This window comes from Erythrobacter sp. QSSC1-22B, from assembly GCF_001678665.1.
Lineage (GTDB): Bacteria > Pseudomonadota > Alphaproteobacteria > Sphingomonadales > Sphingomonadaceae > Qipengyuania.
This window is the reverse complement of sequence record NZ_LZRP01000011.1, coordinates 1-21,644: the sequence shown is the minus strand read 5'-3', so window position 1 is coordinate 21,644 and position 21,644 is coordinate 1. Positions and strand designations below refer to the sequence as shown.

General features: G+C 64.3%; 24 protein-coding genes. 14 read left to right on the top strand and 10 right to left on the bottom strand.

The window, feature by feature from the left end:
• The first annotated feature begins 14 nt into the window (after positions 1–14).
• Genes A9995_RS14385 through A9995_RS14365 form a run of 5 tightly spaced genes read left to right on the top strand, consistent with a single transcriptional unit; the run spans position 15 to position 5,688 of the window.
• Positions 15–1,046 carry a VOC family protein gene (locus A9995_RS14385; RefSeq protein WP_067614251.1) on the top strand — a complete coding sequence of 344 codons (1,032 nt, stop codon included), beginning with the start codon at positions 15–17 and terminating at the stop codon, positions 1,044–1,046.
• Positions 1,036–2,355: an MFS transporter gene (locus A9995_RS14380; RefSeq protein ID WP_067614250.1), complete on the top strand. Its 1,320-nt coding sequence runs from the start codon at positions 1,036–1,038 to the stop codon at positions 2,353–2,355. Before A9995_RS14385 ends, A9995_RS14380 begins: the two co-directional genes overlap by 11 nt.
• Complete coding sequence (locus A9995_RS14375) at positions 2,355–3,905, top strand: FAD-binding oxidoreductase (protein WP_067614248.1); 1,551 nt, start codon at positions 2,355–2,357, stop codon at positions 3,903–3,905. The genes A9995_RS14380 and A9995_RS14375 overlap by 1 nt, the downstream gene beginning before the upstream one ends.
• Positions 3,902–4,963: a nitrilase-related carbon-nitrogen hydrolase gene (locus A9995_RS14370; protein ID WP_233998233.1), complete on the top strand. Its 1,062-nt coding sequence runs from the start codon at positions 3,902–3,904 to the stop codon at positions 4,961–4,963. The genes A9995_RS14375 and A9995_RS14370 overlap by 4 nt, the downstream gene beginning before the upstream one ends.
• The gene (locus A9995_RS14365) at positions 4,963–5,688 is read left to right on the top strand and encodes a hypothetical protein (protein WP_067614246.1); all 726 of its coding nucleotides are present in this window, start codon (positions 4,963–4,965) and stop codon (positions 5,686–5,688) included. The genes A9995_RS14370 and A9995_RS14365 overlap by 1 nt, the downstream gene beginning before the upstream one ends.
• On the opposite strand, the gene A9995_RS14360 is transcribed toward A9995_RS14365, so the two are convergent.
• The 6 genes from A9995_RS14360 to A9995_RS14335 form a co-directional block, all read right to left on the bottom strand.
• Positions 5,685–6,173 carry a DUF1330 domain-containing protein gene (locus tag A9995_RS14360; RefSeq protein WP_067614244.1) on the bottom strand — a complete coding sequence of 163 codons (489 nt, stop codon included), beginning with the start codon at positions 6,171–6,173 and terminating at the stop codon, positions 5,685–5,687. The genes A9995_RS14365 and A9995_RS14360 overlap by 4 nt on opposite strands.
• Positions 6,170–6,598: a hypothetical protein gene (locus tag A9995_RS14355; protein ID WP_082992764.1), complete on the bottom strand. Its 429-nt coding sequence runs from the start codon at positions 6,596–6,598 to the stop codon at positions 6,170–6,172. The genes A9995_RS14360 and A9995_RS14355 overlap by 4 nt, the downstream gene beginning before the upstream one ends.
• 29 nt (positions 6,599–6,627) lie before the next feature.
• Positions 6,628–8,043: an aldehyde dehydrogenase family protein gene (locus A9995_RS14350; RefSeq protein ID WP_082992763.1), complete on the bottom strand. Its 1,416-nt coding sequence runs from the start codon at positions 8,041–8,043 to the stop codon at positions 6,628–6,630.
• A complete protein-coding gene (locus A9995_RS14345) occupies positions 8,040–9,005 on the bottom strand; it encodes a polysaccharide deacetylase family protein (protein WP_233998232.1) in 966 nt (321 codons plus the stop codon). Before A9995_RS14345 ends, A9995_RS14350 begins: the two co-directional genes overlap by 4 nt.
• A complete protein-coding gene (locus tag A9995_RS14340) occupies positions 8,954–9,865 on the bottom strand; it encodes a polysaccharide deacetylase family protein (protein WP_067614238.1) in 912 nt (303 codons plus the stop codon). Before A9995_RS14340 ends, A9995_RS14345 begins: the two co-directional genes overlap by 52 nt.
• 103 nt (positions 9,866–9,968) lie before the next feature.
• Positions 9,969–10,688 carry an isochorismatase family protein gene (locus A9995_RS14335; RefSeq protein ID WP_067614237.1) on the bottom strand — a complete coding sequence of 240 codons (720 nt, stop codon included), beginning with the start codon at positions 10,686–10,688 and terminating at the stop codon, positions 9,969–9,971.
• 89 nt (positions 10,689–10,777) lie between these two features.
• Here A9995_RS14335 and A9995_RS14330 point away from each other — a divergent pair, with 89 nt between their 5' ends.
• From A9995_RS14330 to A9995_RS14295, 8 genes are all read left to right on the top strand, one after another.
• Positions 10,778–12,142 (top strand): alpha/beta hydrolase, encoded by a 1,365-nt coding sequence (locus A9995_RS14330; protein WP_067614236.1) that lies wholly within the window; start codon positions 10,778–10,780, stop codon positions 12,140–12,142.
• Entirely contained in the window at positions 12,139–12,699 is a 561-nt protein-coding gene (locus A9995_RS14325; protein ID WP_233998231.1) for a DUF3598 domain-containing protein, read from the top strand. The genes A9995_RS14330 and A9995_RS14325 overlap by 4 nt, the downstream gene beginning before the upstream one ends.
• 12 nt (positions 12,700–12,711) lie before the next feature.
• Entirely contained in the window at positions 12,712–14,076 is a 1,365-nt protein-coding gene (locus A9995_RS14320; protein ID WP_067614235.1) for a 3-isopropylmalate dehydratase large subunit, read from the top strand.
• Positions 14,073–14,705: a 3-isopropylmalate dehydratase small subunit gene (leuD, locus tag A9995_RS14315; RefSeq protein WP_067614234.1), complete on the top strand. Its 633-nt coding sequence runs from the start codon at positions 14,073–14,075 to the stop codon at positions 14,703–14,705. The genes A9995_RS14320 and leuD overlap by 4 nt, the downstream gene beginning before the upstream one ends.
• A 32-nt stretch (positions 14,706–14,737) precedes the next feature.
• Positions 14,738–15,664 carry a hydroxymethylglutaryl-CoA lyase gene (locus tag A9995_RS14310; protein ID WP_067614233.1) on the top strand — a complete coding sequence of 309 codons (927 nt, stop codon included), beginning with the start codon at positions 14,738–14,740 and terminating at the stop codon, positions 15,662–15,664.
• A complete protein-coding gene (locus tag A9995_RS14305; RefSeq protein WP_067614231.1) occupies positions 15,661–16,860 on the top strand; it encodes a CaiB/BaiF CoA-transferase family protein in 1,200 nt (399 codons plus the stop codon). The genes A9995_RS14310 and A9995_RS14305 overlap by 4 nt, the downstream gene beginning before the upstream one ends.
• Positions 16,857–17,465 (top strand): VOC family protein, encoded by a 609-nt coding sequence (locus A9995_RS14300; protein WP_067614227.1) that lies wholly within the window; start codon positions 16,857–16,859, stop codon positions 17,463–17,465. Before A9995_RS14305 ends, A9995_RS14300 begins: the two co-directional genes overlap by 4 nt.
• 75 nt (positions 17,466–17,540) lie before the next feature.
• The gene (locus A9995_RS14295; protein ID WP_067614225.1) at positions 17,541–17,876 is read left to right on the top strand and encodes a hypothetical protein; all 336 of its coding nucleotides are present in this window, start codon (positions 17,541–17,543) and stop codon (positions 17,874–17,876) included.
• Position 17,877: 1 nt separating this feature from the next.
• On the opposite strand, the gene A9995_RS14290 is transcribed toward A9995_RS14295, so the two are convergent.
• From A9995_RS14290 to A9995_RS14275, 4 genes are all read right to left on the bottom strand, one after another.
• The gene (locus A9995_RS14290) at positions 17,878–18,180 is read right to left on the bottom strand and encodes a DUF1330 domain-containing protein (protein WP_067614223.1); all 303 of its coding nucleotides are present in this window, start codon (positions 18,178–18,180) and stop codon (positions 17,878–17,880) included.
• 6 nt (positions 18,181–18,186) lie between these two features.
• Positions 18,187–18,552 (bottom strand): hypothetical protein, encoded by a 366-nt coding sequence (locus tag A9995_RS14285; protein ID WP_145916988.1) that lies wholly within the window; start codon positions 18,550–18,552, stop codon positions 18,187–18,189.
• Between the two features lie 11 nt (positions 18,553–18,563).
• Positions 18,564–19,778 (bottom strand): class I SAM-dependent methyltransferase, encoded by a 1,215-nt coding sequence (locus A9995_RS14280; RefSeq protein ID WP_067614221.1) that lies wholly within the window; start codon positions 19,776–19,778, stop codon positions 18,564–18,566.
• A gap of 78 nt (positions 19,779–19,856) precedes the next feature.
• Positions 19,857–20,249, bottom strand: a complete 393-nt coding sequence (locus A9995_RS14275; RefSeq protein WP_233998230.1) for an Lrp/AsnC family transcriptional regulator — start codon at positions 20,247–20,249, stop codon at positions 19,857–19,859.
• Here A9995_RS14275 and A9995_RS14270 point away from each other — a divergent pair.
• The gene (locus A9995_RS14270) at positions 20,221–21,498 is read left to right on the top strand and encodes a PLP-dependent cysteine synthase family protein (RefSeq protein ID WP_233998229.1); all 1,278 of its coding nucleotides are present in this window, start codon (positions 20,221–20,223) and stop codon (positions 21,496–21,498) included. The genes A9995_RS14275 and A9995_RS14270 overlap by 29 nt on opposite strands.
• The last annotated feature ends 146 nt before the right edge of the window (positions 21,499–21,644 follow it).

Genomic DNA, 21,644 nt, shown 5'->3' with positions numbered 1-21,644 from the left:
AGTTTCATAGATGGGTGCAGACACTTGCGACAGCGGCGGGACTCGTCCTGGGCGGGTCCGCCGCCGCGCAGGATACACCTGCGATCGCCGCGGAACACGGGGTGGAACCGTGGAGCGAGGCGGTGTTGTCCGTGGCGGCGTTCGAACCGGTCACGGCTCTGTTCCGCCATGCTGGCGGGTGGCGTCTGGTGGCGTCGGGAGCCGTGTCGCGCGGCGAGCTCGCTTACTGGACTTTGCCCGCCTCTGCGGAAGCCACTTTCGAAAAATGGTGCGCGGCCGCAGCCGACACCGGCTGCATTCGCTTCGTGCGCTTCACCGGAGTGGCGCAGCAGCCGATCCGCCCGGCCGCGCGCGCGTGGGATACGGGCGGCATCTATTCGCTCATGGCCCGCAGCGATGACGTGTCGGCCCTGTACGACCAGGCGCAGGCTCTCGGCTGGTGGGCGGAAAGCCCGCCGATCCGGTTCGCCTTCGGCGGTTCGGACCTGCGCAATGTGGTTCTGCAAGGGCCGCACGGTATCAACATTGCGGTCTACGAGCGCGTGTCGCCCGCCTTCACCGCCTTCCCGCTAGGCCGGATCAGCCAGAGTTTCAATTCCATGCGCATGGTGAAAGACCGCCCCGCCGCGCGCGATTTCTACTATGGTCGGCTCGGCTTCGGAGTGCTGTTCGATTTCGACCGCGAACCGGCGGAGCCTGCCTTCTCTAATTTTGGTATACCCTACAATCTGACGCCGCAAGCCACGCGGGCCGCCACCGCACTCTATCCGCGTGCGGGAGAAACGGGGCGGGTCGAGTTGATGCAGATCGAAGGGTTGACGGGGCGCGACCATTCGGCGCGGGCGGTGCCGCCCAATCTGGGTATCCTGTCGGTTCGGTATCCGGTGCGCGATCTCGCCGCGTATCGCGCAGCGCTGCGGAAAAACGGCGTCGCCATTGTCTATGCGGGCGAAAACGTCATGATCGGCGGCATGGGCCCCACGAACCTGTTCTCGGTCCGCGATCCGGACGGAAATCTGACGGAGTTCTATCAGCATGGCGATTGATCACCCGGGGTATGCAACACGCGAACGGGGCGAGTTTTCGCTCGGCTGGAAGGTGCTGCTGGTGTCCGTGTTCGGGGTGGCCTTCGGCGCATCGCCGATTCCGTTCAACATCATCAGCTTTACGATTGAGCCGCTGGCTACAGAATTCGGCTGGAGCCGGACGCAGGCGGTGATTCCGATCACCATCTTTGGTATCATCGCATCGCTTCTGGCTCCCCTGTTCGGCTGGCTAGCCGACCGGTACGGCGTGCGGCGCGTGGCGCTCGCCTCGCTGGCTGCGTTCGGGCTGGCCTTCGCCGCCATCGCCTTCACTCCACGCGGGGACGCGCAGGCCGCGCTGTACAGCTATTACGGACTGTGGGTGCTGGTGGGGCTGGTGGGCATCGGATCAACGCCGATCACCTGGAGCCGCGCGGTGAACATGTGGTTCTTTAAACGCAAGGGGCTGGCACTGGGGATCCTGCTGATGGGTACCAGCATCGCGGCGATCATCATCCCGCAGGTCGCGCAATGGGCCATCGCCAATTACGGATGGCGGATGATGTTCGTCATCATCGCCGCCTTCCCGCTGCTGATCGCGCTGCCGCTGGGGATCGCGTTCTTCCGCGAACCGGCGCCCGAAGAACGGCCGAAGACCGACGCCACCGGAGGGACCGCGCTGACCGGCGTCACATTGGGGCAGGCGCTGCGCGATTACCGGTTCTGGCTGATCTGGCTGTCGATCCTCACGATCGCCTTCGCGTTCGGCGGGGCGTTCGTGAACATGGTGCCGATCCTCGCCGATCATGGGTTACCGGCGAAAGTCGCGGCCACGGTGATGACCATACTGGGTCTCGGCATCCTGTCCGGACGGATCATCACCGGCGTCCTGCTCGACCGATTCTGGGCGGGCTACGTCGCTTTTCCGCTGCTGTGCCTGCCCGCCATTTCCAGCTACGTCCTGCTCGGCACCGACAGCGGCTTCGCTTGGGCCGCGGTTGGCGGGTTCCTGCTCGGCTTCGCGGCCGGCGCGGAAAGCGACCTGATCGCCTATCTCGCTAGCCGTTATTTCGGGATGCTGCATTACGGCAAGATCTACGGCATGCTCTACATGCCTTTCGGTTTGGCGAGCGCGGCATCGCCGATCGTCTACGCCTATGTCCGAGACACCACGGGCAGCTACGATCCGATCCTGACGGCAGCGATATTTATGTATGTCGTGGGCGGCGGGCTGCTGCTGCTGCTCGGCCGATATCCGCAGGCGTTTCCGCAAGACCTCACGGAAACCTCTGCCGCCATATCGGTGCGGGCCTCAGCAGGAGCGGCTTGATGGTGAGCATGGCCAAACCGAGGCTGGCCGACGTACTGGCAAGGACCGGCGCCGAAGTGCTGAACGACGCCGAAAGTCTCGATTTCTACGCCCACGATATCTACGCGCGCGGGGCCGACCTCGAAGCCGTGGTGCGCCCGGCGGACAAGTACCAGTTGGCCGCGGGAATCCGCGCCGCTACCGATGCCGGCCACGCGGTGATCCCACGTGGCGGCGGGATGAGCTATACCGGCGGTTACACTGCGAACGCGGCGGGCGCCGTAATGTTCGATCTCGCCGGAATGGACCGCGTGCTGGCCGTCGATCCCGTATCGATGACGGTAACGGTGGAGCCGGGTTGCAGATGGGCTGCCTTGCGCGATGCCCTCACCCCGCTCGGCCTGCGCACGCCCATGTGGGGAACGCTGTCTGGATTGAAGGCAACCGTAGGCGGCGGGATGAGCCAGAACGGGATGTTCTGGGGCAGCGGGCGGCACGGCAGCGCGGTGCAAAGCTGCACCGCGCTGGAGGTGGCGCTGGCGGACGGAACGCTGATGGCTCTCGGCAAAAATCACACTCGCCCCTATGGGCCCGATCTTGCCGGATTGTTCCTGGCCGATACCGGCGCGCTGGCTATCAAGACAGAAATCACGCTGCGCCTGGTCCGGGAAGCGGAGTGCCATGGCTATGCCAGTTTCGCTTTCGATACTCATGCGCAATGGCTGGATGCGACCGCCGAGATCGAGCGGCGCGGTATTGCCACCGAATGTTTCGGCTTCGATCCCTATCTGAACGCCATCCGCATGAAGCGGGACAGCCTGGCCACCGACGCAAAGCAACTAATCGGCATGATGCGCAGGCAGGGCGGGTTTCTGAAGGGATTAAAGGAAGGCGCGAAGGTGGTCGCCGCCGGGCGGGATTTTTTGAAAAACGCGAACTTTTCGCTCCACGTGCTGACGGAAGGAAGGATACAAGCTGCCGCCGATGCGGATATCGCCGCCGCGCGCGACGTCGCGCAGCAATTTGGCGGGCGTGAGGTCGAAAACACCATCCCCAAAATCGTGCGCGCCAACCCGTTCGGACCGCTGAACTCCATCCTCGGTCCCGATGGTGAACGCTGGGCGCCCATTCACGGGCTGATTTCGCACGGCCGAGCGCAGCCCTGTTTCGACTCCCTGCTGGCGCTGTTCACTGAACATGCCGGGCGCATGGAGGCACTCGGCATCCATTACGGCACGCTCGTGGCCGCGGTCGGTGGTGGCGGCACATTGATTGAGCCATGTCTCTACTGGCCCGATGCGCGCAACCCGGTGATCGAAGCGACCATCGAACCCGCCCATCTGAAGAAAGTGCCGAAGCTGGCCACGAACGCCCCCGCCTGGGCGCTGGCGCAGGAATTGAAAAGCGCGATCATCGCAATTTTCCAGGCGCATGATGCGGCCCATTTTCAGATCGGGCGCGCCTACCCCTATCGCGAAACGCTCGACCCGCGGGCGGATGCGCTGCTGCTCGCGATCAAGCGCGAGGTCGATCCGCGCGGATTGATGAACCCCGGATCGCTCGGCCTGTGAGCGCGCCCCCAATCTATTCCGCTGTGGCGATGCAGCTGACGGCCCGTTCGCTCGACAAACATGCCGACACGACTGCCGCGCGCGCCGCGATGCTTGACCATATCGCCGCACTGGAACCGCAAATCCGCACTGCGGCGATCTTCGTGGAGCAATATTCGGGGCGGCCGGTGAAGCTGGCGGTACTGCCGGAATATCTGTTCACCTCCTATCCGGGACGCGTCACCATCCCCGAATTCGCCGCACGGGTAGGTTTTGCGGCAGACGGCTCGGAATATGCGGCGCTGGGCGGGCTGGCACAGCGGCTCGGTATCTTCCTCTCCGGTAACGCCTATGAAACCGATGCAGCGTTTCCCGACTTCTATTTCCAGACCAGCTTCATCGTCGCGCCATCGGGCGATGTCGTGCTACGCTATCGCAGGCTGCTGTCGATGTTCGCGCCGAGCCCGCACGATGTGTGGGAGGCGTATCTGGACCGATACGGTCTGGACGGTGTGTTTCCAGTGGCGGAAACGCAAATCGGTCGGCTGGCCTGCATTGCTTCGGAAGAAATCCTCTATCCCGAAATCGCACGCATCCTGGCGATGCGAGGGGCGGAGGTGTTCTGCCATTCCTCAAGTGAGATCGGATCGCCTGTCGCCACGCACAAGGACGTGGCGAAACAGGCGCGCGCGTTCGAGAACATGGCCTATGTCGTCAGCGCCAACACCGCCGGGATCGCGGGCACGGCAATGCCGCTCGCCTCAGCCGACGGCAACAGCCAGGTGGCCGATTACAGGGGTAAGATCATGGCGCAAGCCGGCGACGGAGAAACCTTTACCGCATTTGCCCCGATCGATCTAACCGCCTTGCGCGAAGCGCGGCGGGTTCCGGCGATGACCAATTATCCGGCCCGCCAGCGCCCCTCGTTGTTCGCGCGGGCCTATGCGGAGTTCGGCAAGGATTTCCACAGGGCAGACGGCATGATCGAGGGCGGCGCGCCCACCATACCCGATCGCGACTATTTCAAACGGACGCAGGAGGCCGTTATTGCCCGGCTGGACAAGGCCGGGGTGATCTGATGCGCCACCGCACGGTCTCGGGCACGATCCGCTACACTTCCGAAAAGCCGGGCATGGAAGGAACGGAACGAGGACGCGAGGAATTCGCCTTCACCCATCATTCCGACGGGTCCGTCATCCTGCGCGCCCGGTGCGAAATCGAGGAGCCGGAGCCCACCGTCCTGCGCGATATAGTCTACCATATCGGACCGGACATGATGCCCCGTCATCTGCTAGTGCATCTGACGCTGGACGACGAATTCCTGGGGTCCGGCTGGATGCGCCATGATGCGGGCGCTGGTACACTCGAATGTGAAAGCTACGGCCCGGATATCGGCCGCAATTCGGAGATGCGCGCGGATGTCGGCGCGTTCGACGGCTTCGGGACGCATCCGGTGGTCGGCGACGGGTTCCTGAGCCGGGTGATGGATGTGTCGCAAGGTCCGCATGCGCGAAATCTTCGCGTGTTCCTCCCCTCTCCCGACCATCGCGGCGCCACCCCGCCCCAGATCGCAGAGGTGACGATCAGGCTGGAATATGTGGGAGATGAGCCGCGCACCGTGGCAGCAGGCAGTTTCGCCTGCCGGCATTTCCGCTTCGTGGACGACAGCGCGGGTGGCATGGGCGGCACATCGCATCCCGACTACGATATCTGGGTGACAGCGGATGACGACGCGGTACTCGTCTATGGCGCGGTGGGCGGTTACATGATGAACCGCTACGAATTGGTCGCGCTAGACCGCTAGGGCGCAGCTTGGGTTTCCACCTGTTCGATACCGTCGGGATTGAACTTCTCGAGATAAGCGTTGCTCTCCACCTTTCCCGCCAGATCCCCGCGCATCGGCGCTTCGGCATAGACGCGCACGATGTAATCGCCTGCACTTGGATCGAGGCGCAGCGGGCGGATTTCCTCCTGATATGTGCGGCTATACCAGAAGGACCGCGCGTTCTCGATGCACGGGAAGCGCACGATGAGCGTCGTATGGCCCGGCTCCGCTTCCCCTTCGAAATGCGCCAGGGGAGCAGGGAAGTTGAGGTAATAACCGCCCAGTTCCTCGTACAATTTGCTGTCTGCGATCGCCTGGCCGTAAGCGCGCATGCGAACGCCGTCGTGCGTGGTCCCGGTAATGACCATCAGCACGGGTTTGTCGCACGCGGGGTGCGAGGGACCAGGGGTGTCTGCGGGCGGCCCATTAGGCGCCATGAGGGCCAGAGCAGTGAGCCAGATCATCCGTCAATTCTCCATTCGTCGCATAGTGTGCGTTTCCAGGGCGTGCCGTCCTGAAACCATTGCCAGGTTCGCGCGCGCGTACGGGCGTCCGGGGACAAATTGATCATCTCGACATAATAGGCGCTGCCCACGTCGCGTCGTTCCAGCCGCAGCAGCAGTACGTCTCCATCCGTTTGCCAGCACGAACCGGCAAACCGATCCGTGTCCCAGACCAGCCGGTCGCCCCGCAACGCGCCGCCGAATTCGTAAGCTTCCTTGCGGCCATCGGCCCATTCCAGCCAATTGTGCTGGACGTAATGCCAGGGCCCGGTGTCCGGGAATTCACAACGCGTCTTTACCCGCTTTTCGTCGATAAGGCTGCCGTTGGTGTCGATATCGCGGTACCATCCGTCCCACCACCCTTCGTGCAGCAGCATGGCGGGCATGGCGGCTCGAACTTGCGCACAATTGCCCATCATGCGGCGCCCTCGGCATAGGCGTCGATGGGCAGAGGCGCACCGGTCTGGCAGATCAGCACCTTGCGCCGCAGGAACCGCAGCATGCCCTCATCGCCCATGCGACTCGGACCCAGACCGCTCCCTTTTCGCGAATGGTTCGTCGCGTCGCCGACCATGCTGGTGAGAGCGGCGTCCTGCAGGCTGATCGCGCCCGCATCCAGTCGGCGACCGACCGCTTCGGCCTCGTCCAGAGAGCCTGCGAACACCGCCGCGCTCAGCCCGTATTCGCTCGCATTCGCTGACTCCACCGCCTTGTCGAGATCGTCGAACACGATCACGGGGATCAGCGGCCCGAAGGTCTCTTCGCGCATTACCGCCATGTCCGGCGTCACATCTGTAAGGACTGTCGGCCGGAGCCAGGCGCCTCCGCCCAGATGCTCGACCAATCCCCCGGTCAGGATCTTCGCGCCCTTGGTCCGCGCATCCGCGATCTGCGCCGCGACCTTCTGCGCCTGCTGCGCGTAGATGAACGGTCCCAGGTGACCGCTTGCCGAGTCCGGATCGGTCAGGCGGACCGCTTTGGCCCCACGGACAAGCTCCGCCAGGAACGGCTCGGCGATGGCGCGCGCGACATAGACCCGCTCGATCGACTGACATGCCTGCCCGGTCGCCACGATGCTCGCCCGGAGCGCGACCTTCGCTGCCGCCACTGGGTTGGCGCTGGCAGTCACGATCAGCGGATCCTTGCCACCCAGTTCCAGATTGGCGGGGATCAATGCCCGGGCTGCCGCCTCCGCCACTTTGCGTCCGGTGGCAGTCGATCCGGTGAAGCAGATATAGTCGACCGCACCCGTCAGAGCCTGCCCCGTCTCCGCCCCGCCCAGCACATAGGCGAAGGGCAGTTCGGGACATTTGGCCAGGATGGCGCGCATCGGTTCGACGAACCGGGGGGTTATCTCCGATGGTTTCACCATCGCCGCGCAGCCCGCCATCAGTGCCGGCACCGCGTCGATATGGCTGAGCACCACGGGGAAGTTCCACGGCGAAATCGCCCCGAACAACGGGTAAGCCGAAAAGCTGGGCACCATTTCGATTCCGGGGGTGGCCGAAGGTGCAGGCCCGGACGATAACGCCGTGAAAAGCTCAGGCCCGCGCTGTGCCCATTTGTGCAGGGACCGCGCCAGCCCCTCAACCTCGATCCTGGCGATCGCGCGGCGTCCGGTGTCGATCGCCAATGCATCGATGATTCCCTGTGCGCCGCGCTCGATCCGGGTGGCGAGGCGCAGGAACACTTTTGCCCGCCCTTCCGGCCCCAACGCCTCCCAAGCGGGTTGCCGAGCGCGCAAGCGTTCGGCCTCCCGCGCCACATCCTTCGCCAACGCCGCGCTGAACGTGTAGTCCGCTTCACCGGTGCGCGGGTTCACCGCTTTCACGACTGCGCCGCCCAGCTTTTGACGATGGCGTTGCCGCTGGCGAACCAGGCTTCCTTTCGCGCGGCCAGTTCGACTAGGAGAGTTTGCAGCGCGTCGATCCGAAATGGCTGACCCATAATATAGGGCGTCAACTGCATTGGCAGGACACGAGCGGAGGATTGCGCGACTGATTCTGCCGCCAGCCAGTCGAAGGCATCGCGCATCATCTGCGCCCACGCTTCGGCCGAGTGTTGCTGCACCGCCACGATCTGCCGGTCCGACAGATCGACGCTAAGCGGCAGGTTGATCAGCCCGTTGGCGAAGCGCCAGGGCAGTTCGTCGTTCACCCAGTCGCAGCAATAGGCTAGGCCGTGTTCCTTCAGCAGGTCCGCCGTTCGCCAGCTTTGCGAGCGGGCGACGGACAGCCAGCCTTCGGGCTTCACCCCGGTCGCCGCTTCCAGCCGATTGAGCGCATCACCAACCAAGGCGCGCTCGTCGCTCTCGCTCAGGCTGGAATCGATTGTACCGTTCATATCAGTAGAATGGGCAATGATCTCGTGACCGCCCGCCTTAACGGTGTCGATCAGTTCGGGATAGCGTTCCGCCACCAGCGCGTTCACCGCGAAGCTAACGGTCACGCCAGCTCTGGCGAAGGCTTCGAGCATGCGGAACACCCCCACCCGGTTGCCGTAATCGCGCGCGGTGTAGTGACGGTAGTCTGGATACGGCGTGACCATGTGCCCCGGCGCTCGGAAGGGTTCGTCCACCGGCAGGATTGGAAACCATTCCAGGCTGACGCACACGAACACCGCCACCGACGCGTCGCCGGGCCAGCGGACCGGTTCGCGAGTGTGAATATTGGACCACCGGTAGAGATCGTGGTCGTATCCCTTGCGGCGCCTGGAATAATCCAAATAGCTGTCAGGCAGACTCATCGCTTCCCCTCCACGTGGGGAGAGGGGTTGTTTGCCCGATCCCTCCATGCGTCGACGATCTCGCCGGCTTTCGCCTGCCAGCAGCGGGGATCGGCGGCGATGTGACGCAGCGCCTCGGCGAACGGGCCGATCCGGTGCGGCTGGCCGATCAGATAGCCATGCAGCGGGATGCACATGACCGTGCCGGAATATTCGCCCTCCGATGCGAGCCGTTCGAACTGCCGGATCAGGCAATCGGCGTATTCGCGCCCGCTCATGCCATAGACATTGAAGCCGTAATGGTCGTTGACCTCGAGGCTGTAAGGGATGGAGGCCAGCTTGCCCGAGGTAACCTTCACCTCCTGCAACTGATCGTCGTGGTAAAGGTCGCACGTGTAATCGAGGCCGTACTCCGCCAGCAGGTCGAGCGTGCGCGGCGTGTGAGTAAGCGCGGGAGCGAGCCAGCCGCGGATGGTCTGGCCGGTCGCTTCGCGCACGGTACGAATGGAATCCTCAATGATGGCACGCTCCTGGGCCACGTCCATGCCGTAGGAATAGCGGGTGTTGTAAATGCCGTGGCTGAAGAACTCCCACCCGCGAGCGGCTCCGTCCGCCACCACTTCGGGATGGTGCTGGCACAAGGCGACCGACAGGCTGACGCTGCCGGGGAAACCGTGCTGTTCCATCACATCGGCCATGCGCCAATGGCTGACCCGGTTGGAATGATCGCGGTAAGAATAGCCGACCACATCGGGATGCGGGCGGGCCCACGGTTTGCGGTGCGGATTTGTAGGTGGGTCGATCTCGTAATATTCCAGATTGGGCGCGACCCATACGGCGCATGTCTTGCCGCCGGGCCAGACGATTTTCTGGCGGTCTTTGTAGGGGTGATAGTCGTACAGGGCGGGATCGGGGGCGTTTTCGTTCATAGGTTTCCACCATCCTTGCGAGGAGGCGAATCCGGCGCGGCAATCAGGCGTTGCACCCAGCCGCCCTGGATTGCTTCGTTACGCTCGCAATGGCGAGAACCCATCAACCGGCCTCCAGCCAGTCCACCACCGCCTGCACGGACTCCACATCGGCGTATTTCAGCTGCAGGTCGGTCAGATTGGCGAAGTGGTAGCTTGCGTGCTTGTCTGCCGTTGTCTCGATCGGAACGATGGTGCGGTAGCCATGGCTCAACGCATCCACCGCCGTCGCGCGCACGCATCCCGACGTGCTGCCCCCGGTAACTACTACCGTATCCACCCGGTGCCAGGTAAGATAGCTGGCCAGAGGCGTTTCGAAAAAGGCGCTCGGCATGCGTTTGGTGTATTGCAGATCGTCCGGCTGGATGTCGCAGCGCGGATCGTAAGCGTGGCGCTCGCTGCCGTATTTGATGTTCTGCAGACTATCTTCGGAATCGGTGCGGGTGCCCCATACACCCGCATCGCCCGCATCGTCCTTGTACCCAACCCGGCTCCATACTACCGGCAGGCCGCGTTCGCGCGCCATGTGGCTGATGCGGTTGATATGCTCGATCTGTGCGGGATCAGTCTCGTATGCGGTGCGGAACAGGTCGGGCCGGGTGTAGGCCTGCTGCACATCGACATTCACAATGGCGAGCTTTTCGCCAAATCCGAACTTCTTGCGCGCGGGATTGGCCATTACCGCATCAAACAGTTCGCGTGCCGTCTTGCCGTCCTCGATCATCCGTATCCCGACCATTCCGGCGACCGGCTCCGCACTAAGTTTCGTCCCCAGTCCCGCCATAACCCTGCTCCAAAATCCTGCTTTGACTCCCGACATTAATCAGGCCTAGAGCGAAGTCGAGCAGAATTTGTCCGGACAACTCAGCATCGATGATCACACGGCACATCCTGACCCTTCCCGCCACCGGCTCGCAGCCGGCCCGTAAGGTGCATTACCGGCGCTGCGGCGAAGGGCCCGCGGTGCTTATGGTGCACCAGAGCCCGCGCAGTTCCGCCGAATACGCCGCGCTGATGCAGCATTGGGGCGCGCATTTTACCTGCATCGCGCCTGATACGCCCGGCTTCGGCCAATCCGATCCGCTGTCGATGACAGACGGACAGGAGCCGCATATCGACGATTTCGCCGATGCCCTGGAAGCGTTCCTCGGCGCGCTCGGCGTGACGCGCTGCGCCGCTTACGGGTTTCATTCGGGCGGCATCATTCTGGTGACCGCGCTGAAGCGGCACCCGGAGTTGTTCAGCTGCCTTGCGGTGGGCGGTTACGCCATCTGGACGCCGGAAGAGATAGCGCTGTTCGGCGAGCGCTATCTGCCCGAATGGCATCCGATCGCTTACGGCGAGCACCTGACTTGGCTTTGGAGCCGGATGCTGGAACAAAGCTGGTTCTTTCCCTGGTTCGACGTGCGGGACGCAGCGCGCCTGTCGGTCGCGCATGCCGATGTGGCGAAGGTGGATCAGGCGGTGACTGAGATGCTCGACGCCGGGAACGCCTATCGTGCGGGCTATGGCGCGGTGCTGCGCGCATCGCGCGATATTCCGCCCGCCAACGCCGACACGCCCCCGGTGCTGATCACCGCCTATGATGGCGACCCGTTGCAGGAGCATATCGATCGGCTGGGCGATATGCCAGCGGGGTGGGAAGCGGCAAAGGTCGCCACCCCCGTCGCCCACCAAGACCGCTCGCTCGCCTTCCTGCGGAGTTTTGCTGGCGACGAGCCCAGCCCCACCCTGGCCGAAGATGGGGACGAAGGATGGCTGAATCTGGACGGCACGCTCGTGCACTGGATGGGGAAACGCGGCTCGGCTCGGCTCGTGCTGCATCCCCCTGCGCATGAAGCCGAGACGCCGTCGGCAGGAACGCTCGCCATCGACGTGCCGGGGCATGGGCTTAGCGACGATGCGGGCGATATCGCTGCAAGCATCGAACGCGCAGCCCAGGTTCTGGGAGCCCGAGAGATCGACTGGCCCGCCGCCCCCGCCGGCGATCCCGCCCTGCTCTACCCAAGCCTTGCGCCCGATCGCTTCGGAACGCATCTCGCTCGCGCATGGGGCGCGGCGCGGGCTGAGGCGCTGTTCGATCCGTGGTATGCCGCCGAGCCTAGTCACGCGCTGCCGGTAGACCCTTGCGCGCTCGCCCCCTCCGCCATCGCCAAACGCGCGCGGGCGCGGTTGCGTGCAGGACACGCAGCCGCGCGCTATCACCATGTCCTGACGCAGAAGCGAGACGCACCATGATCGATATCGCCAAGGAGATGCCGCTGCTGGCCCGGCACGAAGGGGTGTGGGACGGAACCTACTCCTATTTCAACGGCGAAAACGAAAAGGTGGACGAACATGCCAGCCGCCTCCTGTGCCGGATGCCGAGCGCCGAGGAAGGGGGCGAGAAGACGCCCTACCACCAGACGAACCACTATCGCTGGGCCGACGGAAGGACGGAAATCCGTGAGTTTCCCGCCGAGTTTCGCGACGGGCGCATCTGGTGGGACAACGACCTTATCCAGGGTTGGGCGGCGGAGGTTCCACTCGACGACAAGAACCGCACGATGATGCTCTATTGGCAGCGCACCGGGGATCCCAGCCTCTACCTCTACGAACAGATCCAGATTTCCGACGACGGGCAGAACCGCTGCCGCACCTGGCACTGGATCAGAAACGGTGTCCTGGAAACGCGCACCGCGATCCAGGAGGTGTTTGTGACCAGGGACTGGCGCGCAATGGATGCCCGGATGAAGGAAGCGGCGGACAGCGGCACCGTGGTCGAATTCGGCAGCGGGCCCGGACTGGGGGGCTAGACTGGGTCAGCCATGCCGCAGACACTGTTCGACAAGATCTGGAACGCGCACCATGTCGCCGATACCGCGGCAGAGGCGGCGCTGATCGCGATCGACCGGGTGTTCCTGCACGAACGCACCGGCGCAGCGGCGCTCGGCCGGATGGCGGAGATGGGGCGGACGGTGCGCGATCCCGCGCGGGTGTTCGCAGTGATGGACCATATCGTGGACACGCGGTTGGGCCGCGGCGATGGCACCCTGGTCAAGGGCGGGCAGGCATTCATCACCGAAACGCGCGCTGCCTGCGAAGCGGCCGGGATCACCCTCTTTGACGTGAACGACCGCGATCAGGGGATCGTCCATGTCATTTCGCCCGAACTGGGTGTGGTGCTGCCCGGTTGCACGCTGGTCGCACCCGACAGCCACACTTGCACGCAGGGCGCATTCGGTGCGCTCGCCTGGGGCATCGGATCCTCGGAAGCCGAACACGCCATGGCGACAGGGACGCTGCGCCTGGCCCGACCCGGATCGATGCGCGTCACGTTCGACAAGGTACTGGCGGCAGGCGTAACGGCGAAGGACATGGCGCTGCATCTGATCGCGGCGCATGGCGCGGGCGGCGGTGCAGGCCACGCGGTGGAATTCGCCGGGAACGGCGTGCTTGCGCTGGACATGGAAGCGCGCATGGCGTTGTGCAACATGGCCACCGAATTCGGCGCCATGGCGGGCTTCGTCGCGCCCGACGCCACGGCGTTCGCCTATCTGTCCGGCCGCCGCTACGCCCCGGAAGATTTCGACGCGCCCTATTGGCAAACCCTGCACAGCGACGAAGGCGCGCGCTTCGACGCCGAAATCCGCATCGACGCATCGGATATCCGCCCGATGGTCAGCTGGGGGACCAGCCCGGAACAGGCCATCCCGATCGACGGGGTGGTGCCGGAAGGACCGGCCAAGGTTCATGACTATATCGCCTTGCCCCCAGGCGCGCGGATCGCCGGCACGCCGGTGGATGTCGCCTTCATCGGCAGCTGCACCAATGCGCGCATCTCGGATCTGCGCCGCGCGGCGGCGTTGCTCGAAGGGCGCAGCATCGCGCCATCGATCAGGACGGCCATGGTCGTCCCCGGTTCCATGGCGGTGAAACGTCAGGCCGAAGCCGAAGGGCTGGACCGCATCTTCACGCAAGCGGGGTTCGAATGGCGGATGAGCGGCTGTTCGCTGTGCTTCTATGCCGGCGGCGAAGGCTTCGCGCCTGGTAGCCGCACGATCAGCAGCACCAACCGCAATTTCGAAGGGCGGCAGGGTCCGGGCATCCGCACGCATATCGCTTCGCCCGAAACGGTGGCCGCCAGCGCGCTTGCCGGCTGCATCGCCGACCCACGGAAATATGCGCGATGAATGCTCCTTTCCCCCAACCGCTCACTTCCATCGCCGCGCCGCTGATCGTGGATAATGTCGACACCGACACGATTATCCCAAGCCGGGAGATACGCTCGACCGGCCGCGAAGGGCTTGCAGACGGGCTGTTCGCGCCCTGGCGCTACAGCGACGCCGATCTGCGTACCGAAAACCCGGATTTCGTGCTCAACCGCTCCGAGCATCGCGGTGCCTCCATTCTTTTGGGCGGCGCCAATTTCGGTTGCGGGTCGAGCCGAGAGCATGCCGTCTGGGCGCTGAGGGAATGGGGCATTCGCTGCGTTATCGCGGAAAGCTTCGCTCCGATCTTCCACGGCAATTGCATCCGCAACGGCATCGTGCCGATCGCGCTGGGGCGGGCGGATGTGGAGAGCCTGGCGAATGCGCGCGTCATGGTCGATCTGAAAGCGCGAGAGGTGAATGCGCTGGATATGGTGCTGCCTTTCACTCTCGACACGGAAGCGCACCTTATGCTGACCCATGGGCTGGACGCGATCGATCTCACAATGACGCAGGCCGAGGCGATCGAAGGCTGGCTCGCAACCGACCGCATCGCGCGGCCTTGGATTTACCTGGTGGCGGCAATCAGTCCGCGGGGAGCTGGGCTGTGAATGCGATATTGCAATCCCACAAGACGGCGCCAGTGATTCTCGTATCCGAAGTCGGTCTGCGCGATGGTCTGCAATCCGTGGACGCGGTGATGCCGACCGAAGCGAAGAAGCGCTGGATCGCAGCCGAAGCCGCTGCCGGGGTGCGGGAAATCGAGGTCGGCAGCTTCGTCCCGGCAAAGCTGCTGCCCCAACTGGCCGATACAGCCGAGCTCGTCGATTTCGCACGCGGGATCGGCGGGCTGACCGTGGTCGGGTTGGTGCCGAATGCCACGGGCGCAACCAACGCCGCCAGGGCGCGGGTGCATGCGATGAGCCTGCCTTTCTCCATGAGCGAGACACACAGTATCAAGAACCTGCGCAAGGACCACGCGGCGATGCTGAAGGAGATTGCGGCGTGTTCAGCCATCGCCCGCGAACACGGCATCCACTTCGCGGTCGGCCTGTCCACCGCCTTCGGATGCACCATGGAAGGCGCGGTGAGCGAGGAACAGGTCGTGCGGCTGGCGGCGCAAGCGGTGGAGGCGGGCGCGCAGGAACTGAGCCTGTCGGACACCACCGGCTATGCCGATCCCGCGCAGGTGCGCCGCCTTGTGCGCAAGGTTCGCGGCGCAGTGGGAGACGGCCTGCTCACCACACTGCATCTGCACAACACGCGTGGGCTGGGTCTCGCCAATGTGGTTGCCGGCCTGGAGGAAGGGATCACTACCTTCGATGCTTCGCTCGGCGGGTTAGGCGGATGCCCGTGGGCGCCGGGGGCCAGCGGCAATCTGGTGACCGAGGATCTGGTGCTGATGCTGAACGCGATGGGCTGCGACACGGGGATCGATCTGGAGGCTCTGCTGGGCGTGCGCGCTATCGTGGAACAGGCGCTGCCGGACGAACCGCTGTACGGCTTCACCCCCGATGCGGGGCCGATGCTCGACTATGCGGCGCGCGTCTTGCGCGGGGGCGCGGTATGATCCGGAGCGCACAAGCCAGCGCGCCGACCCCGCTCGCCGGGCTGAAACTCGTCGAATTCACCCATATGGTGATGGGGCCCACCGTCGGGCATATCCTGGCCGGGCTGGGCGCGGAGGTCACGCGTATCGAACCCATCGGCGGGGACCGCACGCGGACCCTCAAGGGGTCGGGCGCGGGCTATTTCCCGATGTACAACCGCGGCAAGGCGTCGATCTGTCTCGATCTCAAGAGCGAGGCGGGGCTGCAGGTCGCACGCGATCTGATCGCGAACGTCGACATCCTGGTGGAGAACTTCCGCCCCGGCGCGCTCGACCGGCTCGGCCTGGGATACGACGCCTGCGCCCAGGCGAACCCGCGCCTTGTCTATTGCAGCGAAAAAGGTTTCCTTCCAGGACCTTACGAAGACCGTACCGCGCTGGATGAAGTGGCGCAGATGATGGGCGGACTGGCCTACATGACCGGGCCCCCGGGACAGCCCCTGCGGGCGGGCGCAAGCGTGATCGACGTGACCGGCGGCATGTTCGGTGTGATTGGCATATTGGCCGCCCTGGAGGAACGCCACCGGACCGGGCGCGGGCAGAAGGTGGTCGCCAGCCTGTTCGAAACGACGGCCTATCTGGTCGGGCAGCACATGGCGCAATATGCGGTCACTGGAACACCCGCAGCCCCGATGCCCGCGCGCGTTTCGGCCTGGGCGATCTACGACGTATTCCAGACCCAGGACGAGCCGCTGTTCATCGGCGTGGTTACGGATGCGCTGTGGGCGAAGTTCTGCGACCTGTTCGGGCTGGACGAGTTGTGGGCGGACGAGACCCTGCGCGAAAACAACGCCCGGGTGGCGGCGCGCGACCGGATCATGCCGGTTATCCGAACCCTGATCGGCAGGCTGACCCGCGCGGAAGCGCTTGCGAAGCTCGAAGGCAGCGGCCTGCCCTTCGCACCCATCGGCAGACCGGAGGATCTGCTGGGCGATCCGCACATGGCGGCAGGTGGGCTGGAAGAGGTCACGCTGGCGGACGGCCGGGCTGCGCGGCTGCCGGCAATCCCGCTGGAGATGGGCGGCAACCGCCTGAACGCGCATCATGTCTTGCCGCAGGCGGGGGCGGACACCCGCCGCGTTCTGGCGGACCTGGGTTATGATGAACAGGCAATCACGCGGCTGATCGAAAGCGGCGCGGCAGGGAGCAGTCTATGAAATATTCCGTTGTGGCCATGGCAGCGTTGCTGGCGGGATGCGTCTCGGTGGTCGATGGCGGGACCCCCGGCCCGCCTTCCCCGCCTGCTCCTGCGGCGCCGGGCTCCAGCCTGTCGTCTGTCGACACCAGCACCCGCGCACCGACCGACATCCGCCGAACGACCCTGATCGTGCGCGACATGGGTCGCAGCCTCGCCTTCTGGCAGGGCGTGCTCGGCATGAAGATGAATTACGACACCGAGGTAAAGCTATCGGGCGTGGCACTGCCCGTGGGATCGCCCGGAACGCGGGCGCGGCTGGTGCTGCTCAACGCGAACGACGCCTTCATCGGCTGGATAGGCCTGATGGAGCTGATCGAACCGGAACTCCCCGAACCCGACTATCCCCGGCGACTGGGAGTCGGCAGCACGGTGATCGTGGTCAATACGGATGACGTGCCCGCACGCTGTGCCGCCGCAGCGCGCGTTCCGGGCGTGACGGTCACGGGCGAGCCGCGCCTGCAGACCTATCCCTCGCGCGACGGCGGGCCGGACATAAGAGTGATGGGGTGCAATGTGCTCGACCCCGACGGCATCGCGGTGGAGATCAACCAGTTGCTCAACTAATGGCCCTGCGGCGACAACGCGCCTGATGTTGCTTCTAAACAGGGAACCAAGCATGGAAATCATACTGAAGGCTGCATGGTTCAGCCTGGCTCTCGTCCATGCGATGCCGGCTGCCGTGTTGTTCGCTCCACAGAGAAGCTTTACGGGATCAGCCCGACGGGCGATGTCGGCCTGCTGATCATCCATCGGGGTGCGCTGTTTCTAGCCATCATCGTCGGCACGCTGTTTGCGATCGTCGATCCCGGGGTCCGGCGCGCGATGTCAGGCGTTGTCGCCGTCAGCGTGCTCGGCTTCCTGTTCCTCTATGTTCGTGCCGGAATGCCGGAAGGGGCATTGCGGACCATCGCGATCGTCGATCTGGTCGCGGTGGTGCCGCTTTGTTTTGTCGCCTGGGCGGCGTGGCGCGGGTGAGTCACTCGATTTTCGGCGCCTCGATCAGCAGCACCTGGCAATCCGCGATGCCTTCGCGCAGTTTTTTCACCGTCGCGTATTCGGCGCTGTTCCAGAACGCCCTTGCCGCCGCCTTGTCCGGCCATTCGGACATGACCATGGAAGCGCCGTCTCCGAATTCGCCTTCGAGCAGTTCCACGCCCGGACCCCGCAGCACGTAGCGCCCGCCGAATTGCTCGACCAGCGCGCCGGCCTGTTTGCCGTATCCCGCTATGAAGGCCTCGCGGTCGGCGATCTTGGCGGTGACGATCATGTAAGCGGGCATGGCGCGCTACTCCCTGCCCAGTTTCTCGACCAGCTCGCCGATCGGCGGGTCGTCCGCTTCCATCGCTTCGACTTCCTGCTGGAAGCCGCGCATGATCCGCGCGAGATAGGCCCGGGTGGCCAGGCCCCGCTCCTCCCCGGCCTGACGATCGGGCTCGTATGCTTCGATATCCGCGCGGTTCACCGATCCGTTCCGCTCCAGCAACCGCTCCACCGTATCCAGCCGCTCCCGCAGGACGGAAACTTCCCCCGCCAATGCGAACACCACCGAATACAACCGGTCGAGCGCCGGGTCCTCGAAGAACTCCGGCCGTCGGCCCTTCGCGCGTTTGCCCGACAGCGCGACCCAGTCGAGTGGTTCGGTCTCGTCCATGTCGCCCGCGCTCATGCCGCCATGGCCCAGACAGCCGGCTTCCACGCGCCATAAGCGTTCCACACCGCCGCGCGCCCGAAATCCTCTTCCGCATCGTCGGGCGACGGCGGAAAGATGGCCGGATCGACCACCGCGCGCACCCCGACGGTGAACTGGCTGTCGCGCGGGAAACCAGCCTCGGCCATGACCTGCTTCAGGTCCTGCGCATGCATCGCGGTCCAGAACGGTTCGTTGTTGTTGAACGCGTCCCAGTCGCGCATGAACTGTTCGAACAACGGCATATCGTCCGAATATTGCGGCTGTTCGATATGCAGGATCAGCCCGCCAGGGGCCAGCACCCGGTTCGCCTCCGCCAGCAACCGCGGCAGGGCCTTCGCGCTGAGTTCGTGCAGGAACATGGTGGTCTGCACCCAATCGAAATGCCCGTCGTCCCAGCGCGACAAATCCTCGCCGCTTGCCTGGACGAAGCGGATGTTCGTCACGCCCATCGCCGCCGCCCGGGCCGCGCCGTAACGCAGCGATGCACCCGCCGTATCGATCGCAACGACTTCGGCGTCGGGATAGGCCTGCGCGATCGGCACGGCGTTGTGGCCCACGGTGGCACCGATATCGAGAATGCGTTTCGGCTGCCACTCGGGGCGCTCGCGCTGCGCCCATTCGACCACCGCCTGTCCCCCGCCATCGTTCAGCCCGCCCAGCGCGCCGCCGGTCGTGGCGAAAATACCGATGTCGTAATTCGCGCCGGCCACCACATCGCCTGCCCGCTCGACCGAGTGATAGCCGCCGGGCTGGCAGTGAATGTCGATGGCGCGCTGGTACCAGGGCTGGTCCACCGCCGGGTCCAGCTCCAGCTGGCCCGAGGCGGCATTGTATCGCTGGGCCCGGGCGTCGAGATCGTCCAACTGCCGCAGCACGGTCTGCCGCCCGTTCTGCTGGCGCATCTCCATCGAATTGCGCTTCAGCGCGGACCAGGTTCGGTGCCATGGATCACGGTTCATCGCATCGCGCACCTCGTGCCGGTCCGTCGGCTCGCGGCCATGTTCGGCGCGAAAGGCAGGCATCGCGCGCTTTGCGTAAGCCAGCGTATTGCCCTTGCCGATGGTGCCGGAAAGGTACCGGTTGAAATGCGTGAGGAAGTTGAACCGCGCCGCCTCGTCATGGCTGGTCCGCGCCATCATCGGATGCCGGGTCAGCGCGGTATAGGGCGGGGGAAGATCGGCTGTCATATTATGCTTCTCGCGACAAAATTTGTCCGGACAAGTTTGCCGCAACGACGGCTCATGTCAAACGGTAAGTGGCAAGCGTCAGACCGGTAACGCGGTTTGGTTCTTGATCGTTTCCATCGCGAAACTGGCAGTCACATCGGCGATCGGCACGGAGGCGATCAGCTTCTTGTACACACGGTCGTAATCCGCGACGTCGCGGATCATCAGCTTGATGAGATAATCCGTATCCCCCGCCAGCCTATAGAATTCCATGATTTCGGGCATCGCCTGGGTGGCACTGCCGAATTGCTCCAGCCATTCGCTGCTGTGATCGGTGGTGCGCACGGTCACGAACACGGTGAGGTCCAGGCCGACTTTCGCAGGATCGACCAGAGCCACCCGCCGCGCGATCACGCCGTCGGTCTGAAGCCGCTTGATTCGTCGCCACACGGTGTTCGCGGACATGCTTAGACGGGCTGCCAGCGCCTCCATCGACAGGGTCACGTCGTTCTGCAGCAGTCGCAGGATCGCTCTATCGTTTTCATCGATCATTCGGCAAAGCCTCGCTGTTCCGGGATGGTCTTGCCATTTTCATACAAAAACGGAATATTTCTGCAATGCATTTACTTATCCGGCACGGTATTCTTCGTTCATGCTTGATCTCGACACCGCGCCGCTTCGCCCGTTCATACCCGACTGCCCCTTCGCGGTGGTGGACGCCTCCATCGGCCATACCCCCGCCTTGCACCTTGCGTGCAGCCTTCGCGGACAGCGCATCGAGATCATCGCCAAGATGGAAATGTACAACTTGTCTGGCAGCATCAAGGACCGGATGGCGCTCAACATCCTGCGCTGTGCCTATCGGCGGGGTGCCCTGGTGCCGGGTCAGCCCATTGCTGAGGCGACCAGCGGCAATGCAGGGATTGCCGTTGCAGCCATCGGCGCCGCGCTGGGCCATCACGTCACAATCTTTATGCCCGACTGGATGAGCGTGGAACGGCGCCAACTTATCGAAAGCTATGGCGCCGTCGTGTGCCAGGTTTCGCGCGACGAGGGCGGGTTCCTCGGCGCAGTCGCGATGGCGGAGGATATGGCGGCGGCCCAAGGACATTTCCTGCCGGACCAGTTTGCCAATGAGGACAATTGCCACGTGCACCTGGACGCTACGCTTCCCGAACTGTCCGCGCAGGCGGCCCGCTGCGGCCGCGTGCTGACCGGCTTCGTCGCCGGCGTCGGGACTGGGGGCACGATCATGGGAGCCGCACGCTATTTCGCTAGGGCAGGCCAGGAAATGCCCGTCCATCCAGTCGAACCGGCTTCGTCGCCAACTCTATCCACTGGCCACAAGGTCGGTCAGCACCGGATGCAGGGAATATCGGATGAGTTCATCCCGGCGATCGTCAAGCTGGACGAACTGTCGGCCATCATCGCGGTGGACGATGGCGACGCCATACTGATGGCGCAACGCTTGGCCCGCGAACTGGGCGTCGGCGTCGGCATATCGTCTGGCGGCAACATCGTGGCGGCGGTCAAGGCGGCACAATTGCAATTGCGGGAACACCCTGGTCGTACGGCGGTGATCGGCACTGTTTTGTGCGACAACCAAACGAAATATCTATCGACCGATCTGGTTCGCAAGGAACCGGTAAAGGAAAATTATCTCACCCCCGATTTGCGATTTGAGGGCTTTCGCATCGACCACGGAAAACCGGTCATTTCCAGCTTTCATGCGTTCTTCTAGACCCTTTGGCGGAGAGGGAAATCAACCGCGCCATCGCCCCTCGCTATGACCAGCTCGCTGAAAGCTTCCTCAGCATGGTCCACATCGTCGCCGCAAGATACTGGCTCAAATTTGTCCACGCCGCCTAGCTTCTTGCGGTCGGGTGT